The following is a 17,138-nucleotide window of genomic DNA, read 5'->3' as shown; positions in this document are numbered from 1 at the left end:
ACGGTCCGGCACAGGAGACTAGTGCAGGAACTTGCCGCGGGATGCGCTGTCCTGGGCGACAGCAGCATAGAATTGCTGAAGCTCCGCCTCCAGGTGCTCATTCACGAGCAACAGTGCCTTCAGGGCGCCACGCAGGTCACCATTGCAGCTTGCCACGATCTGATCGATGGCCGCATCGCTAGGGTCGGAAATCATGGTACTCCTCCGATTACTTCCCGTTGAACTTGTCGTGCGGACGCAGGTTCCTGTGGATACAGTGCACAAGCCAAGAAGGATCCCGGTAGCGTCCCGGTTTCGATGAAGCCTCGCCTCTGATGGCGAAATTGCCACCGGCAATCTATGGAATTACTAATGACGGTGGGATGAACCCGCTATCCACAGGCTGGGCGGATTGTGGACAACTGCGCCCCGGGGCGCGAACCGGACAACCGAAAATTGGCTTTCCGAACAAGGGCATCCCAGGGCTGCGGGCAAATCCACGCGAAACCTGGCTTCGCCTTCGTCGTAATTTTCGGGTGCCCAAGACGCTTCAACTACCCAAGACCCTTCGGACCCCCTCGATGTTAATCGCGATCATCGCACTGGCGGCCGCAGGGCTGGCACTGGCCTTGGCGACGCAAATCGGCGTCCAGCTGATCCAGCGCGCCTTTCCTCCGCAGGGGCGAATGATCGAGGTATCCGGCGCGCGTCTGCATGTCGTCGAGCTCGGCCCGCGCGATGCCGCGGGGGCGCCGGTCGTGCTGCTGCATGGCGCAAGCTCCAACCTGCGGGCAATGCAGCCGCTCAGCGACCGCATTGCCAAAACGCGCCGGGTGATCCTGATCGACCGGCCGGGCCATGGCTGGAGCACGCGCGCGCGCGTCGCGGATTCGACGCCGGCGATCCAGGGCCGGATGCTCGCGGAAGTGCTGACCAGGCTCGGTATCGACCGGGCGATCGTTGTGGCGCATTCCTGGGCCGGCGCGCTTGCCCTGCGCATGGCACTAGATCATCCGGATCGCGTGGCGGGCCTCGCGCTGCTCGCGCCCGTCGCCTATCCCTGGCGCGGCGGCGCCGGCCGCTACAATGATGTGATCTCGACGCCTTTGATCGGACCGTTGCTGGCGCACACAGTCACGCTGCCGCTCGGTTGCCTCGTCGCCAATTCGGGCGCGCGCGGGGTGTTTGCGCCGCAGCCGATGCCGGCCGATTTCGTCCGCGACAGCGAGACATTGCTCTTGCTGCGCCCGCGCGAATTCATCGCCAATGCGCGCGACCTCGTCACGCTCAAGGCCGCCGTGGTCGAACAGGCGCCGCGCTATGCGGAGATCAAGGCGCCGGTGTCCATCATTTCGGGCGATGTCGACAAGACGGTCTCGACCGGAATCCATTTGCGGCCGCTTGCAGCGTCAGCGCCGAACGCCAGGCTCATCGTGCTGCCGGGTGTCGGCCACATGGTGCAGTATGCGGCGTCCGATCTCGTGGCGTCCGAGATCGAGGCGATGGCTGACCGGTTGGTCCAACCGGCAGCAACAGCGGACAAGATTGCGCCCGCGAATCTGTGATCCGGTGAGGCTTGCGCGGTTGGAGCCTGCCGAACATCATGCGGCTGCGTGGCTCGACAGATAACATCCAAAGGACAGGCCCCATGCGGATCGACAACATCGCCGACCTCATCGCTGAAACCCTCGCCCAGGCCGGCGTGAAGCGCATCTACGGTGTCGTCGGCGACAGTCTCAACGGCTTGACCGAGGCGCTGCGCAAGCGCGGCACGATCGACTGGCTGCATGTGCGCCACGAGGAGGTCGCGGCCTTCGCCGCCGCGGCCGAATCCCAGATCACGGGCGACCTTGCGGTGTGCGCGGGCTCCTGCGGCCCGGGCAATCTCCATCTCATCAACGGCCTGTTCGACGCGCATCGCAGCCGCACGCCGGTGCTGGCGATCGCAGCACAGATTCCGTCAGCCGAGATCGGCGGCGGCTATTTCCAGGAGACCCATCCGCAGGACCTGTTCCGCGAATGCAGCCATTATTGCGAGCTGGTATCGGATCCGGCGCAGCTGCCCTACATGCTGGAGAATGCGATCCGCGCCGCGGTCGGCAAGCGCGGCGTGGCCGTCTTGGTGCTACCGGGCGACGTTGCGATGCGGCCGGCGCCGAAGCGCGACATCGCACCGAATGCCGGCCTGCTGCCGCCCGTGCCGGTGGTGCGTCCCGCCGAGGCCGAATTGAACGCGCTGGCCGCGCTGCTCAATGGCGCAAAGCGCGTCACGCTGTTCTGCGGCCGCGGTTGCGCCGGCGCGCATGCCGGCCTGATCAAGCTCGCCGAGACGCTGAAGAGCCCGATCGTGCATGCGCTCGGCGGCAAGGAATATGTCGAGTACGACAATCCCTACGATGTCGGCATGACCGGCTTCATCGGCTTCTCCTCGGGCTATGCCGCGATGCACGGCTGCGACGTGCTGCTGATGCTGGGCACCGACTTTCCCTACAAGCAGTTCTTCCCGACCGGCATCAGCATCGCGCAGGTCGATCTCCGTCCGGAAAATCTCGGACGCCGCTGCAAGCTCGATCTCGGCATCGTCGGCGACGTCGGCGAGACCATCGCCGCGCTGCTGCCGAAGCTGACGGTCAAGACCGAGCGCAAGTTTCTCGACGCCAGCCTCGCGCACTACAAGGACGCCCGCGCCGGACTCGACGATCTTGCCCGCGGCAAGCCGGGGCAAAAGCCGATCCATCCGCAATATCTGGCGCGCCTGCTCAGCGAGCAGGCGACCGAGAATGCGGTGTTCACCGCCGACGTCGGCACGCCGACGATCTGGGCTGCGCGTTATTTGAAAATGAATGGCCGCCGCCGTCTGGTCGGCTCCTGGGTGCACGGCTCGATGGCCAACGCGATGGCGCATGCGATCGGCGCACAGGCGGCGCAGCCGGGGCGTCAGGTGGTGTCGATGTCCGGCGACGGCGGCTTTGCGATGCTGATGGGCGATTTGATCACGCTGACGCAGGCCAAGCTGCCGGTGAAGGTCGTGATCTTCAATAACAGCGTGCTCGGCTTCGTCGCGCTGGAGATGAAGGCCGCCGGCTTCATCGAGACCGGGGTCGACCTGAGGAATCCCGATTTCGCGGCGATGGCCCGCGCCATGGGCATTCACGGCGTCAGGGTGGAGGATCCCGGCGAGCTCGAGGGCGCGATCCGCGGCGTGCTCGCACATGACGGCCCGGCCGTGCTCGACGTCGTGACCGCGACGCAGGAATTGTCGATGCCGCCGACCATCACGCTGGAACAGGTGAAGGGCTTCAGCCTGTGGGTGCTGCGCGCCGTGATGAGTGGCCGCGGCGACGAGGTGGTCGATCTCGCCAAGACCAATCTGTTGCCGCGCTGATCGCGGCGGACGCACAAAATCAAGCGGCCCTTCCAAGCGGCTTCGCGCGTTCGATGCGCTTCCGCTCGCTCGGCGAGTTCATGGCTTGCCAAAGGTCAGTGCGTCGCTGGACGTTCAGCCAGAACTCCGGGCTGTTGCCGAATACGCGGGCAAGAATCAGCGCGGTTGCCGCGGTGACGTTCCGGCGATCATTGCACAATTCATTGACATGCTTGCGCTGAACTCCCATGGCCTCGGCCAAGGCGCCTTGGGTCAGCCCCAACGGTGCCATGAATTCTTCCCTGAGAATCTCGCCCAACGTGGCGGGCTTGCGCTTGGTCGTCAGCATGACCCTGATCCTCCGTCATCTGTAACTGTGGTCGTCGAGGTAGACGCCTTGTGCTTCGCCTCGCGCGCCCGACCACCGAAAGACAAGGCGCCATTGCTTGTTGACGCGAATGGAATGAAGCCCCGCAAGATTGCCCCGGAGTTTCTCAAAATGATTGCTCGGCGGCACCCGCAGGTCCTGATCAGTCGTCGCATCATCGAGCATCTGCAGCTTGCGAAACAAACGGTCTTCAAGATCCGACGGGATGTTTCGCGATTTCGCGTCCTCCGTGAAGAAAGCGCACAGCCATTCGTCCCGGAAGCTCAGGATCATCGGACGCAGCCCCCTCGATGACCCATTGTACCACACGGTGGTACAAAATCACAACGCCCGCGTTGCGGGCGTTGTGAGGGAGTGTCGAGCGGCTTTACTTCTGCTTGCCGTCCTTGTCGAACGACGACACGTAGGCCCATAGATTGTTGGCCTCGGTCTCGTTCTTGATGCCGGCGAAGGCCATCTTGGTGCCGGGGATCTTGGCCTTTGGATCCTTGATGTATTCGAGGAACGTTTCCTTGTTCCAGGTGATGCCGGAATTCTTGTTGGCATCGGAATAACTGTAGTCGGGCGCGGTGCCGGAGTGGCGGCCGTCGAGGCCGTTGAGCTCGGGGCCGACCTTGTTCTTGGCGCCTTCACCGATCGCGTGGCAGGCGAGGCATTTGTTGAACGAGGTCTTGCCGGCGGCGGCGTCCTGCGCCAGCGCCGAGGATGCGGTGGCCAGCGATGTGACGACCGCCAGCGCGCTCAAGGTCTTTAGGTTCATGGGGTTCTCTTCGTTTCGTCCCGGGGGGTAGCGTTTGGTTTGTGGCATGTCCGGCTTGGACAGGACAAGCCACGAAACTTTGACAGGTTTCATGGCCGTCCGCTTGTCCGAGAGAGAACTCGGCATTGCGGGGCGGGGCAATCCGACCTTCGGCCGGGTGGCTGAAACAGGGTGACTGAAACAGGTGCAGACCTGATTGATTTGTCGTAACAAATCGGCAAAGCGCACAGCGCTCCGAGGGAACACCGATGTCCATCATGATGCCGGCGGCCGATCAGGCCGTCCTTGCCCGCCGCGCCGAAATCGTTGCCGCCTTGCGCGCAATCGTCCCGGGCGAGGGCGTGATCGACAGTGCCGCCGAAATGCTGGCCTATGAATCCGACGGCCTGACCGCTTATCGGCAGCCGCCGATGGTCGTGGTGCTACCCGATACCACCGAGCAGGTCGCGAAGGTCCTCAAATATTGCCAGGAGCAGGGTATCAAGGTGGTGCCGCGCGGCTCCGGCACCTCGTTGTCCGGCGGCGCGCTGCCGCTTGCCGACGGCGTCTTGCTCGGGCTCGGCAAGTTCAAGCGCATTCGCGAGATCGACTTCGACAACCGCGTTGTCGTCACCGAGCCGGGCGTCACCAACCTTGCGATCAGCCAGGCGGTCGCCCATGCCGGTTTCTACTACGCGCCCGATCCGTCGTCGCAGATCGCCTGCTCGATCGGCGGCAATGTCGCGGAGAATTCCGGCGGCGTGCACTGCCTGAAATACGGCATGACCACCAACAATGTGCTGGGCTGCGAGATCGTGCTGATGAGTGGCGAGATCCTGCGCATCGGCGGCAAGTCGGCCGAGAACGCCGGCTACGATCTGATGGGGATCATCACCGGCTCGGAGGGGCTGCTCGGCGTCATCACCGAGATCACGGTGCGCATCTTGCAGAAGCCCGAGACGGCGCGCGCGCTGATGGTCGGTTTCGCCGAGGTCGAGGCGGCCGGCGAATGCGTGGCCGCCATCATCGGCGCCGGCATCATCCCCGGCGGCATGGAGATGATGGACAAGCCGGCGATCCACGCCGCGGAAGCCTTCGTCCATGCCGGCTATCCGCTCGACGTCGAGGCGCTCCTGATCATCGAGCTCGACGGGCCCCAGGTCGAGGTCGACGAGCTGATCAAGCGGGTCGAGGCGATCGCGCAGGGCTGCGGCTCGACCTCGTGCCAGATCTCGACCTCGGAGGCCGAGCGCAATCTGTTCTGGGCCGGTCGCAAGGCGGCTTTCCCCGCGGTCGGGCGGATCTCGCCGGATTATCTCTGCATGGACGGCACCATCCCGCGCGGCGCGCTGCCGAAGGCGTTGGCGCGGATCCGCGAACTCTCGGAGAAATACGGCCTCGGCGTCGCCAATGTGTTCCACGCCGGCGACGGCAATCTGCACCCCTTGATCCTCTACGATGCCAACAAGCCGGGCGAGATCGAGAAGGCCGAAGCGTTCGGTGCCGATATCCTGCGTTGCTGCGTCGAGCTCGGCGGCGTGCTTACAGGCGAGCACGGCGTCGGCATCGAGAAGCGCGACCTGATGCCGGAAATGTTCACCGAGATCGACCTCAACCAGCAGCAGCGGCTGAAATGCGCCTTCGATGCGGAAGGTCTGCTCAACCCCGGCAAGGTGTTTCCCACGCTGCACCGCTGCGCCGAGCTCGGTCGCGTCCATGTGCACGCCGGCAAGCTGGCCTTCCCGGATATCCCGCGGTTCTAAAGCATGATCCGGAAAAGCGCGAAGCGGTTTTCCGAAAAGATCATGCTCAAACAAGGAGCTAAAGCGCGATGACGATTCAACCTGATCTCATCGCGCTTTAGGGCGATCGGTACATTTCGATCGATCGCGCTAGCCAGCCGATAACCTTAACCGATGCTTGCCGCGATGGCCGTGGCAGGTCGTCACGGCTGCCGTTGCGCGTCGCTGCAATTGCGGCGGCCACCCACCGTTTACACGGCCTTCAACTGTTCCTCGGTATTTTCTCAAGATGCATGTCTTCGGGAACACATCGATGCCCAGCCTGGCTGATCAGCTGGCTCTTGCGCGCAATCGGCCCGCAGGTTTCGACTACATGCGGATTGCGCTGGCGGTGTCGATCATCTGCCTGCACGGCCTGAACGTGACGCTCGGGCTTGGCCGGGCGCTGGAAATATTGGGCTCGTTCCGCATCGGCATCGCGATGATCCTCGCGCTGTTCTTTTCGCTCAGCGGATTCCTGGTGACGGCGAGCCTGCAGCGGTGCAAGAGCCTGATCTCCTTCCTCGGCCTGCGCGTGCTTCGGATCGGACCCGCGCTCGCGGTCGAGACGACGCTGTCGGCCGTCATCATCGGCTCGGTGTTCACCGAACTGCCGTTGGCGCAGTATGTCGCGGACCCGACATTCCACGCCTATTTTCTCAACATGATCGGCGACATCCATTACGAGCTGCCGGGCGTCTTCCTGCACAATCCGCTGCCGGACGTGGTGAATGCCCAGCTCTGGACGGTGCCGTATGAATTGTGGTGCTACGTCATCCTGGCGCTGCTCGCGGTGACCACGATCTGCTTCAACAGGGTGGCGTACCTTGTGTTCCTGGTGATCGTTCAGGTCGCGCTGGTGAGCTACGACGTCTACCGCTGGGAGGAGGTGCCGATCCAGCTTCGCCCGCATCTTCTGGTGTTCTGCTTCCTTGCCGGTGTCGGCTTCTACCTCTGGCGCGACAAGGTGCCGTACAACCGCACGGCCTGCCTGATCGCGCTGCTGCTGTGCACCGCCGGCATGGCCACGGGACGCGGCGACGCGCTGGCCCCGGTGCCGGCCGCCTATGTCGTGTGCTATCTCGGCCTGCTGAATCCACGGCGGAGCTGGATCGTGTCGTCAGGCGATTACTCCTACGGGCTCTATCTCTATGGGTTCGTCATCCAGCAGTGCGTTGCCGCGTTCGGCCCGCCGGTTCAGCACTGGTATCTGAATATCCTGATCAGCCTGCCGCTTGCCTTCGGCGTCGCCGTCGCGTCCTGGCATCTCGTCGAAAAACATGCGCTGCGGCTCCGCGGCCATGTCGAGACGTTCGAGGCCGCGGTCCTGTCGCGGATTTCGATCATCGGCTTCTGGCGCAGGTCGCCCGAGCGGGTCGGGTTGCGCGCAAGGCTCGGCAACAGCAGCGCATCGATCTGATCTGCGCGCGCGGGAAGGATTGGTATCCTCCCCGCGGCGCCGTCGATCACAGCAATACGTATTGCATCCGTTCGCGCTTGGCGAGCAGCGGCAGTGCCTGCTCCGCGATGTAGGTCTTGAAGTAGGCGCTCTCCGCATGCGCCTTGAATGCCGCTTCGTCCTGGAACAATTCGTAGAACAGGAATTGCGCCGGGTTGTCCTTGCCGCGGCCGATCAGGAACAGCTTGGTGCCGGGGTCCTTCTGCGCCTCGGGCAGGAAGCCATCGAGGATTGCCGCGACCTTGTCGGCCTGGCCTTCCTTTGCTTCCCATTGCGCCACCACCAGCAGGCCTGATGTGTTGATCGCATCGCTGATGGTTCTCGTGCTCATCGCATAGTGCTTCATTTGCATTCCTCCGTTGCTTTGCTCCGATCGAGCTTGCGATCCGGTCCAGGGCGAGACGCCGGCGATCGTCATGATCGCGGCGAACGAGCCGATGGCCGATCGTCGGGTGAGCATCATCGTCGTGGTCGTGACGTCCGAACGTTTCATGATCGCCTCCAGATGAAGTGCGCCAACCGTCGTGCCGGCCGAACCGCCCGCGAGAAATAGTGGATCGTGCTGCGCACTCGGTTAGGCGACGGTCGAAATGTCGATGTCGTGAAAATGGTTCGACATCGGTCGAAGTGTTACGTCTCCGCCTGCGCAGGACGCGCGATGTGGCCAAAACCTCGAGCAGGGTGGCCCGACCGCCCTTCCCACCTTTGTTGGGTGGCAAGCCCCGCTCCCGGACCATTCCGTCGGCATTGCGAGGGTGGGGCTCGTCGCATTTGATCTCGGAGCCAAACTTCGTTACCGACTAGCGTGTGGAAACGCTGAAAGTCAGAGACGTCAAGGACGTCGAAGAAGTGGTGCGCGCCGCTGTCGCCAGCGAGCAGCCGCTTGAGGTCATTGGTCATGGATCGAAACGCGCCATCGGCCATCCGATGGCGACCAATGCGGTGCTCGACGTCTCGGTGCTGAACGCGGTCAGCTCCTATGAGCCGAACGAGCTGATCGTCACCGTGCAGGCCGGCGCGCCGCTCGCCGACGTGCAATCCCTGATCGACGCCAAGAACCAGCAATTCGCCTTCGAGCCGATGGACATGTCCGTGCTGCTCGGCAGCGCGGGAGCCGGCACGATCGGCGGCATGATCGGCGCCGGCCTTGCCGGGCCGCGCCGCATCAAGGCCGGCGGCGCCCGGGATCATCTGCTCGGGGCGCACGCGGTGTCCGGATTCGGCGACAGTTTCAAGACCGGTGGGCGGGTGGTGAAGAACGTCACCGGCTACGATCTCTGCAAGCTGCTCACCGGTTCCTGGGGCACGCTGGCCGTCATGACCGAAGTGACGCTCAAGGTGATGCCGAAGCCGGAAGCCGAGCGGACGTTGGTGCTGCGCGGGCTGGATGACGTCACCGCCAACAAGGCGATGACGGCAGCGCTGGGCTCGCCCTTCGACGTGTCGGGCGCGGCGCATTTGCCTGGTTCGGCGCTGCGGTCCGGGACCGGCGCGCTCGCCGGCCTCGCAGCCTCCGGCCAGCCGGTCACGCTGGTGCGGCTTGAGGGCATTTCGGCGTCGGCGGCGCACCGGGCGGCCTCGCTCAGCCAGACACTCTCCTCCTATGGAACGGTCGACAGCCTGGCTGACTACGCCTCGGCCTTGATCTGGAGTGCGCTGCGCGACGTGGTGCCGTTCGCGGCGAACGGCGCGCTCGGGGCCTGGCCGGTGTGGCGCATCGTTTGCCCGCCGGCCTCAGGCGGCGCGCTCGGTCAGGCGTTGTCGCGCGCCACCGGCGGCGACGTGATCTACGATTGGGGTGGCGGGCTGATCTGGGCCGCGGTGCCGCCCAATGCCGACGCGCAGGCCGCGCTGGTCCGCGGCCAGGTCGAGGCGGTCGGCGGGCACGCCACCCTGATCCGCGCCACCGAGGATGTTCGCCGTGCGGTCGACGTGTTCCAGCCGCAGCCGGCCGGGCTTGCCGCACTCGGCGAACGGGTCCGGGCGAGTTTCGATCCGAGGTCGGTCCTCAACCGCGGCCGGATGATTCGAGGCGGGGGGGCATGAAGACCGAGTTTACCCTGGCGCAGCTCGCCGATCCCGACATCAAGGAAGCCGACAAGATCCTGCGCGCCTGCGTGCATTGCGGCTTCTGTACCGCGACCTGTCCGACCTATGTGCTGCTCGGCGACGAACTCGATAGCCCGCGCGGCCGCATCTACCTGATCAAGGAGATGCTGGAGAAGGACAAGCCGCCGACGGCGGACGTGGTCAAGCATATCGACCGCTGCCTGTCGTGCCTCGCCTGCATGACCACCTGTCCGTCGGGAGTGAACTACATGCACCTCGTCGACCAGGCCCGGGTCAGGATCGAGCGGGATTACGAGCGGCCGCTGACCGAGCGGCTGCTGCGGTCGGTACTCGTTTTCGTGCTGCCGCGGCCGGGCCTGTTCCGGATCAGCATGATCCTGGCCGGGCTCGCCCGTCCGTTCACAGCTCTGCTGCCAACGCCGTCGGTCGGTGCGGCGAGCCCGGGCCTGCTGCGGCGGATCAAGGCCATGCTGGCGCTGGCGCCGCGCGGCCTGCCGCCGCCGGGTCCGGCTGCGGGAACCGTGTTTGCGGCGACCGGCCGCCGGCGCGGGCGGGTCGCGCTGCTGCAGGGCTGCGCCCAGCAGGTGCTGGCGCCACGCATCAATCAGGCTGCGATCAACGTGCTGACCCGGCACGGCGTCGAGGTGGTGCTGGTCAAGGACGAGCAATGCTGCGGCGCGTTGACCCATCACATGGGACAGGACGCCGACGCGCTGGCGCGCGCACGGGCCAACGTCACGGTGTGGCAAAGGGAAGCGGACCAGAACGGGCTCGACGCCATTCTGGTGACGACCTCGGGCTGTGGGACAGTCGTCAAGGACTACGGCTACCTGTTGCGCGAGGACAAAACATTCGCGGAAGCGGCCGAGCGAATCTCGGCGCTGGCAAAGGATATCACCGAGTATCTCGCTGGCCTCGAGCTCGCGCCTTCAACGCAGAAAGGCGACATCACCGTCGCCTATCACTCGGCTTGTTCGTTGCAGCATGGACAGAAAATCACTCAACTTCCGAAAGAATTGCTTTCCAAGAATGGATTCGTGGTGAAAGATGTGCCCGAGAGCCATTTGTGTTGCGGTTCGGCGGGGACCTACAACATTCTCCAGCCCGACATTGCGAGCAGATTGCGCGATCGCAAGGTCGCCAATATTGCGCTTGTCAAACCGGACATGATCGCTGCGGGCAATATTGGTTGCATGGTTCAGATTGCCGGCGGTACGTCAGTTCCTGTGGTGCACACGATTGAGCTTCTCGATTGGGCGACAGGAGGTCCCCGGCCAGGATTGAATTGATCGACTGCCATTCGAGCATGATCCGGACCCCAGCCTTGCCCTGACGCAAACTGAAGGACCGGCGCTTCCCTGCCACAGACGCGAAGCGATCGCGCGGCCATCATGCCCGACAAGCGAAGTGGAAGGTGCCTCTCCTCGGGGTGCAGCTGCTGACCGGCAAGCGATCGCTTCAATACGCGGTGGACTCAAATCAGCGGCAACAGGAGGACCACGATGGCGAAGTCGAAGAAGGCGAAGAAAAGCAAGAAGGCCAAAAAGGCCAAGAAGGCGGTAGCGGCGAAGAAGAAGTCCGCGAAGAAGTCGGCCAAGAAGACTGCGAAGAAGGCCGCGAAGAAGTCTGCAAAGAAATCGGCGAAGAAGTCAGCCAAGAAGACCGCTAAGAAAGCTGCGAAGAAGGCTGCTCCGAAGAAGGCCGCGCCCAAGAAGGCCGCGAAGCCGGCTGCGAAGAAGGCCGCCAAGAAGACCGCTCCGAAGAAGGCCGCCGCGCCGAAGCCGGCTGCCCCGGTTGCAGCGCCCCCGGCGTCCGAGCCCGCGCCGCAGCCGGCCCCGAGCTGGGCCACGCCGAGCCACGAGCCGGCGCCGAGCTGGGGCACGTCCGACAGCGAGCACCACTAGCCGAACCTGCACCGGTTCACCTGATCGAAGCCGCAGCGGACGCCGCTGCGGCTTTTTCCGTATCGGCCGTCCGTAGTTTTGCGGAGGCGCGATTCGCGTCGATACCGACTGCAGCATGTCGAACTGTTGCTCGAATCCGATTTTGCGTGCCGCTCAACCGGGGCGGGAGCCATGAGTCTTGTGGTGCAAATGCAACACCCGTCAACCAACGTGTGGCGAGAGTGCTGGAACGCCTAAAAAGTCGGCACATGCATGTCTTTTTGGCTTCACGGTCCCGTGCATGGGCTTCAGATTGAACCCACGCGATTTAGTCGCAGTCCGTTATCGCGCGCCCTGGGGGCCACCGGAGCTGGGCTGTCTGGAAAAGTAGATGGGGATCGTCATGAAGAAACTGGCTTTGTTAGCAACGGCGCTAGCAATGATTTCGAGCTCGGCAATGGCAGCTGACATGGCGGTGAAGGCCGTCAAGGCGCCGCCGCCGGCTCCGTTCGATCCCTGGGACGTCGCCTTTGGCGCCGGCATCATGAGCGACTACATCTTCCGCGGCGTTACCCAGTCCAACCACAATCCGTCGGTCACCGCCTATTTCGAGCCGCGCTACAACGTCAACAAGGACCTGCAGCTCTACATCGGCACCTCGACCGAAAGCATCTCCTTCGCCAACCGCGCTGCGGCTGAGGTCGACGTCTATGGCGGTATCCGTCCGACCTTCGGCGCCTTCGCCTTCGACATCGGTGTCTGGGGTTACCTGTATCCGGGTGGAACCTGCTACTTCGGCGCGCCGACCGACACTGCCGGCAAGCTGCTCAGCCCGGAGTGCGCAGCCAACGCCCTGCTGAACGGCAACGTGATGAAGAAGGACGTCTCGTTCTTCGAAGTCTACGGCAAGGCGACCTGGACCATCAACGACAACTGGGCGTTCACCATCAACGAGTACTACTCGCCGAACTTCCTCAACACCGGCGCCTGGGGCAACTACTCCTCGATCATCGGCAAGTACACTGCGCCGAGCACCGTGTTCGGCACCAGCGGCGTCGGCATGTATGTGTCGGGTGAGTTCGGTCGGCAGTGGCTCGGCACCTCCGACAGCTTCTACGGCGTTCCGGCGTTCCCGAACGGCATCAAGTATGCCGACTACAACACCTGGAACATCGGCATCGGCTTCACCTACAAGGTGTTCACGCTCGATCTGCGCTATTCCGACACCGACCTGTCGAAGGGCAATTGCAGCGCCTTCACCAGCGACTTCACCGCGGGCGGAACCACCAACGTCACCCCGATCAATCCGGGCGGCACGGGCTCCAACTGGTGCGGCGCAGCCGGTATCGCCAAGCTCTCGGTCGACCTGACCGCGATGTCCAACCTGAAGTAATTTCCTCTTCCGAGGATCGGGGGGCGGCAGAGCAATCTGCCGCCCCCTTTGTTTTGCGGACTCGGGTGATGACGAGGCTGGAGCTGCGGACCGGCTCACCTCTCCCGCTTGCGGCGGGTGGGGGCTCTCTCCACAATGCGATTCGTGGAGAGAGCCCCCACCCCAACCCTCCCCCGCAGCGGGAGAGGGAGCCGAGTGACTTCCGGGCCTGGCTGTTCGCGTTCGCAGCTAAGTTCGCTCGCCTACGACGCGGCGGCCTCGACCTTGTCACGCAAGGTGAAGCGGTCGCCGTCGCGAACCAGCGAAATGTTGCGCTGGTGGAAGGCGTCGAGCGTCGAACGGTGGCCGATCGAGACCACCGTGGTGTCGGGCAGCTTCTCCGTCATCAGTCGGTACAGCGCGGCCTCCGACGGCTCGTCGAGCGAGGCCGTCGCCTCGTCGAGGAACAGGAATTGCGGCGCATGCAACAGCGCCCGGGCGATGCCGAGCCGCTGCTGCTCGCCGAGCGACAGCATCCGGTTCCAGTGCGCTTCTTCCTCGAGCCGCGCCGCGAGCTGCGGCAGTCCGACGGCGGTGAGGACCTCGCGGACCCGTCCCGCATCGTAGCTTGCAGCCTGGCCCGGATAGACCACCGCGCCATGCAGCGAGCCGATCGGCAGATAGGGACGTTGCGGCAGCATCATCAGGCTGGCATTGGCGGGGATATGGACCGCGCCGCGGCCGAACGGCCAGATGCCGGCCACCGCGCGGAACAGCGTGGACTTGCCGGCGCCGGAGGGACCGGTGACCAGGGTGCGTTCATTGTCGCGAAGGCTGAAGCCGTCAGCCGCGAGCAGCGGCTTGCCGTCCGGCAGGGTGACCAGGAGATCGTCGAGATCGATCGTGTCGCCGGCTGTGGGCTTGACGTGGATGATGTCCTGCCGCTGCGCGAGCGCATCGCCACCGCGGATCGAGTTCTCGAAGCCATCGAGACGCGCGACCACCGATTGCCATTCAGCCAGCGTCCGGTAGGCCGTGATGAAGAACGACAGTGAATCCTGCACGCTGCTGAAGGCGGAAGCGGTCTGCATCATGCCGCCGAGCTGGATCTTGTTGGCGAAATAGGCCGGTGCGATGAGCACGTAGGGGAAGATCACGGCGGCCTGCGAATAGGTCGCGGTGAACGCGGTCAGCTTCTTGGTTCGTTGCATGATGCCGAGCCAGTTCCCGACCACGAATCCGAAGCGATCGAGCAATCGCGTGCGCTCGGCCGGTTCACCGCGGAGCAGTGCAATCTGCTCGGCGTTCTCACGGGTCCGCACCAGGTTGAAACGGAAATCGGCTTCGAACCGTTGCTGCCGGAAGTTGAGGTCGACGAGCGGCCTGCCGATCACGTGGGTCAAGACCGTTCCGAGGATCGCGTAGATCAGCGCGCCCCACACCAGATAGCCGGGAATCCCGATCTCTCTGCCGAACAGGTGCAGCGGCGCCTGATTGGAAAGGCCCCACAGGATGAACACGAAGGAAGCAAGCGTCACGACGGAGCTCAACAATCCGATCCCGAGCGTCAGGGTCTGTTCGACGAAGCGCTGGCTGTCGTCGGCGATACGCTGGTCGGGGTTATCAGCGGCATCGCCGAGCAACTGCATGCGATAGTGGTTGGCATCGTTCAGCCAGCCGCCGAGATAGCGCGTGGTCATCCAGCGCCGCCAGCGGATCTGCAGCCACTGATTGAGATAGAGCTGGTAGACTTTCAGGCCGATCCAGAACGCCGCGAGCACGCAGAAGTAACCGATCTGATAGGTGAAGACCGCCTGATCACGCTCCTGCAGCGCATTGTAGAAAACATTGTTCCAGCGGTTGAACAGCACGGTCAGAAACACGCTGGCGAGTTCGATGATCACCACCGCGGCCAACAGTCCGCGGCCTGCCCATTTGTCGTCGGAGTTGAAATAGGGTGAGGCGATGCGCCACACCGTCGCGAGCGTCGAGCGAATGTTGTTCACAGATTATCGTCTCCGGGGAAGCGGCCGCAACGGCCTGAAGAATCGGGACAATCGGCGTGGTCCTCGACTAAAGTCGTAGGTCTGGCATGCAAGCGTTGGCTTGTCCCGGCGATCGAGTCAACCCTAGCATGACGACAACGGCGAGGGGCGGGGGACCTTCGATTTTTCGCGAGGATGTGAGCGATCCTTACCGATCGTTCATTCGCGGGCCGGGGCTGCAATTTTCCGACGGACTCCCGCAATCGCACCAGCGCGCCTGCCTGCACCGAGGCGGGGGCGCTGCATAAGAATGTGGGAAGGACCCCGAGATGAGCACCTGGAATCAAATCTACAATCCGCTCGGCAATGCCGGGCTGTCGACGATCGCGGCCGCCATTCCCGTGGTCACGCTGTTGGTGCTGATCGCCAGCGGCAAGGTGAAGGCGCATATCGCCGCCATCGTCGCCGTCATCGTGACCAACCTGATCACGATCTTCGTGTTCACGATGCCGGCCGGCATGTCGATCCGCGCATCGATCCTCGGCATCGTCACCGGATTCTTTCCGATCGGCTGGATCGTGCTCAACGTCATCTTCCTCTACCAGGTCACGGTGAGGTGCGGGAAGTTCGAGCTGCTCAAGCGCGCGGTCGGCGGCGTCACCGAGGATCGCCGCCTGCAGCTGCTCCTGATCGCGTTCTCGTTCGGCGCCTTCTTCGAGGGCGCTTCGGGCTTCGGCACGCCGGTCGCGATCACCGGCGCGGTGCTGATCGGGCTCGGCTTCTCGCCGCTCGCGGCCTCCGGCCTGTCGCTGATCGCCAACACCGCCCCGGTGGCCTACGGCGCGCTCGGCACGCCGATCCAGGGGCTTGCCTCGGTCACCGGGCTCGACCCCTACATCCTGGGCGCCATGGTCGGCCGGCAGCTGCCGCTGTTCTCGCTGATCGTGCCGTTCTGGGTGGTGTGGGCGTTCGCGGGCTGGCGCGGCATGAAGGAAATCTGGCCGGCCATCCTGGTCACCGGCGTGTCGTTCGCGGTCCCGCAATTCGTGATCTCGAATTACATCAACCCCTGGATCGTCGACATCGGCGCATCGCTGATCTCGATGGGCGCGCTGATCCTGTTCCTGAAGGTTTGGCAGCCGCGTCAGCTCTGGCTGTCGCCCGCGCTGCGCGGCCGCGATGAATCGGCGGCGACGATGGCGGCAGCCAAGCCGCTCGACAAGACGCCGTTGACCCAGGGCGAATTATGGAGCGCGCTGCTGCCGTGGATCATCGTCTGCATCCTGATGCTGATCTGGGGCAACGGCGCCTTCAAGACCTGGGCGAACGCCAACTTCACCTGGAACTATGCGGTGCCCGAGCTCGACAAACTGATCTTCAAGGTGCCGCCGGTAGCCGCCAAGCCGACGCCGGAAGGCGCCGTGTTCAGCTTCACCTATCTGTCGTTCACCGGCACCGGCATGCTGATCGCGGCGATCATCTCCGGCCTCCTGATGGGCTTCTCGCCGCTCAAGCTGATCGCCGAGTACGGCCGCACCATCCGTCTCTGCGCGATCTCGCTGATCACGATCTCCGCGATGCTGGCGATCGGCACGCTGACCCGCCTCTCCGGCGTCGATGCCACGCTCGGCCTCGCCTTCGCGGCGACCGGCGTGCTGTACCCGTTCTTCGGCACCTTGCTCGGCTGGCTGGGCGTGGCGCTGACCGGATCGGATACCGCATCGAACGTGCTGTTCGGCAATCTGCAGAAGATCACCTCCGAGCAGCTCGGCCTGTCGCCGATCCTGATGGCGGCGGCGAACTCCTCGGGCGGCGTGATGGGCAAGATGATCGACGCGCAATCGATCGTGGTCGCCTCCACCGCGACCAACTGGTACGGCCACGAAGGATCGATCCTGCGCTACGTGTTCCTGCACTCGATCGTGCTGGCGTGCCTGGTCGGTCTGTTCGTGACCCTGCAGGCCTATGTCTATCCGTTCACGACGCTGGTGCTGAAATAGCGCGGCGAGGCGTCGCCCAAACGAAGATCCCCGCGGGTGCGAGCCTGCGGGGATTTTGCTTTTCAAGTGCTTTTTCTCGCGCCGCCATTCTGGCCAATCGCAGCCTCGTCCCATACAA

Annotated in this window: 15 protein-coding genes; 9 read left to right on the top strand and 6 right to left on the bottom strand. The window is 64.1% G+C overall.

What is annotated here, in order from left to right; all coding sequences use genetic code 11:
* Positions 1 to 18: 18 nt before the first annotated feature.
* The gene (locus HU230_RS26280; RefSeq protein WP_167351865.1) at positions 19 to 195 is read right to left on the bottom strand and encodes a hypothetical protein; all 177 of its coding nucleotides are present in this window, start codon (positions 193 to 195) and stop codon (positions 19 to 21) included.
* Positions 196 to 560: 365 nt separating this feature from the next.
* Between HU230_RS26280 and HU230_RS26275 the strand changes: the two genes are divergently transcribed.
* The gene (locus HU230_RS26275) at positions 561 to 1,544 is read left to right on the top strand and encodes an alpha/beta fold hydrolase (protein WP_176529219.1); all 984 of its coding nucleotides are present in this window, start codon (positions 561 to 563) and stop codon (positions 1,542 to 1,544) included.
* A gap of 83 nt (positions 1,545 to 1,627) precedes the next feature.
* Positions 1,628 to 3,364 (top strand): ubiquinone-dependent pyruvate dehydrogenase, encoded by a 1,737-nt coding sequence (gene poxB / locus HU230_RS26270; RefSeq protein ID WP_176529220.1) that lies wholly within the window; start codon positions 1,628 to 1,630, stop codon positions 3,362 to 3,364.
* A gap of 19 nt (positions 3,365 to 3,383) precedes the next feature.
* Here the strand turns inward: poxB and HU230_RS26265 are convergent, their stop codons facing one another.
* From HU230_RS26265 to cycA, 3 genes are all read right to left on the bottom strand, one after another.
* Positions 3,384 to 3,692 carry a HigA family addiction module antitoxin gene (locus HU230_RS26265; RefSeq protein WP_176529221.1) on the bottom strand — a complete coding sequence of 103 codons (309 nt, stop codon included), beginning with the start codon at positions 3,690 to 3,692 and terminating at the stop codon, positions 3,384 to 3,386.
* A gap of 15 nt (positions 3,693 to 3,707) precedes the next feature.
* Entirely contained in the window at positions 3,708 to 4,004 is a 297-nt protein-coding gene (locus tag HU230_RS26260; RefSeq protein WP_176529222.1) for a type II toxin-antitoxin system RelE/ParE family toxin, read from the bottom strand.
* 94 nt (positions 4,005 to 4,098) lie between these two features.
* The gene (gene cycA, locus HU230_RS26255; RefSeq protein WP_092124037.1) at positions 4,099 to 4,491 is read right to left on the bottom strand and encodes a cytochrome c-550 CycA; all 393 of its coding nucleotides are present in this window, start codon (positions 4,489 to 4,491) and stop codon (positions 4,099 to 4,101) included.
* A gap of 248 nt (positions 4,492 to 4,739) precedes the next feature.
* Here cycA and HU230_RS26250 point away from each other — a divergent pair, with 248 nt between their 5' ends.
* Together HU230_RS26250 and HU230_RS26245 are read left to right on the top strand one after the other, a co-directional pair.
* Positions 4,740 to 6,233 (top strand): FAD-linked oxidase C-terminal domain-containing protein, encoded by a 1,494-nt coding sequence (locus tag HU230_RS26250; RefSeq protein ID WP_176529223.1) that lies wholly within the window; start codon positions 4,740 to 4,742, stop codon positions 6,231 to 6,233.
* A gap of 292 nt (positions 6,234 to 6,525) precedes the next feature.
* The gene (locus tag HU230_RS26245) at positions 6,526 to 7,671 is read left to right on the top strand and encodes an acyltransferase family protein (protein ID WP_224943575.1); all 1,146 of its coding nucleotides are present in this window, start codon (positions 6,526 to 6,528) and stop codon (positions 7,669 to 7,671) included.
* A gap of 46 nt (positions 7,672 to 7,717) precedes the next feature.
* Here the strand turns inward: HU230_RS26245 and HU230_RS26240 are convergent, their stop codons facing one another.
* Positions 7,718 to 8,203 carry a putative quinol monooxygenase gene (locus tag HU230_RS26240; protein ID WP_224943573.1) on the bottom strand — a complete coding sequence of 162 codons (486 nt, stop codon included), beginning with the start codon at positions 8,201 to 8,203 and terminating at the stop codon, positions 7,718 to 7,720.
* Between the two features lie 314 nt (positions 8,204 to 8,517).
* Between HU230_RS26240 and HU230_RS26235 the strand changes: the two genes are divergently transcribed.
* From HU230_RS26235 to HU230_RS26220, 4 genes are all read left to right on the top strand, one after another.
* Complete coding sequence (locus HU230_RS26235) at positions 8,518 to 9,756, top strand: FAD-binding protein (protein WP_176529225.1); 1,239 nt, start codon at positions 8,518 to 8,520, stop codon at positions 9,754 to 9,756.
* On the top strand, positions 9,753 to 11,069 hold the full coding sequence (gene glcF / locus HU230_RS26230) for a glycolate oxidase subunit GlcF (protein WP_176529226.1): 1,317 nt from the start codon (positions 9,753 to 9,755) through the stop codon (positions 11,067 to 11,069). The genes HU230_RS26235 and glcF overlap by 4 nt, the downstream gene beginning before the upstream one ends.
* A 213-nt stretch (positions 11,070 to 11,282) precedes the next feature.
* The gene (locus HU230_RS26225; RefSeq protein ID WP_176529227.1) at positions 11,283 to 11,684 is read left to right on the top strand and encodes a histone; all 402 of its coding nucleotides are present in this window, start codon (positions 11,283 to 11,285) and stop codon (positions 11,682 to 11,684) included.
* Between the two features lie 382 nt (positions 11,685 to 12,066).
* Positions 12,067 to 13,056 (top strand): TorF family putative porin, encoded by a 990-nt coding sequence (locus tag HU230_RS26220; protein WP_092124043.1) that lies wholly within the window; start codon positions 12,067 to 12,069, stop codon positions 13,054 to 13,056.
* A 242-nt stretch (positions 13,057 to 13,298) separates the two neighbouring features.
* On the opposite strand, the gene HU230_RS26215 is transcribed toward HU230_RS26220, so the two are convergent.
* A complete protein-coding gene (locus tag HU230_RS26215; RefSeq protein WP_176529228.1) occupies positions 13,299 to 15,041 on the bottom strand; it encodes an ABC transporter ATP-binding protein/permease in 1,743 nt (580 codons plus the stop codon).
* 308 nt (positions 15,042 to 15,349) lie between these two features.
* Between HU230_RS26215 and HU230_RS26210 the strand changes: the two genes are divergently transcribed.
* On the top strand, positions 15,350 to 17,020 hold the full coding sequence (locus HU230_RS26210) for an L-lactate permease (protein WP_176529229.1): 1,671 nt from the start codon (positions 15,350 to 15,352) through the stop codon (positions 17,018 to 17,020).
* Positions 17,021 to 17,138: the final 118 nt, after the last annotated feature.

Origin of the sequence: Bradyrhizobium quebecense (genome assembly GCF_013373795.3) — a bacterium.
GTDB classification, from domain to species: Bacteria; Pseudomonadota; Alphaproteobacteria; order Rhizobiales; family Xanthobacteraceae; genus Bradyrhizobium; species Bradyrhizobium quebecense.
Note: the sequence above shows the minus strand (reverse complement) of the source record. Positions and strands in the feature narration are given on the sequence as shown.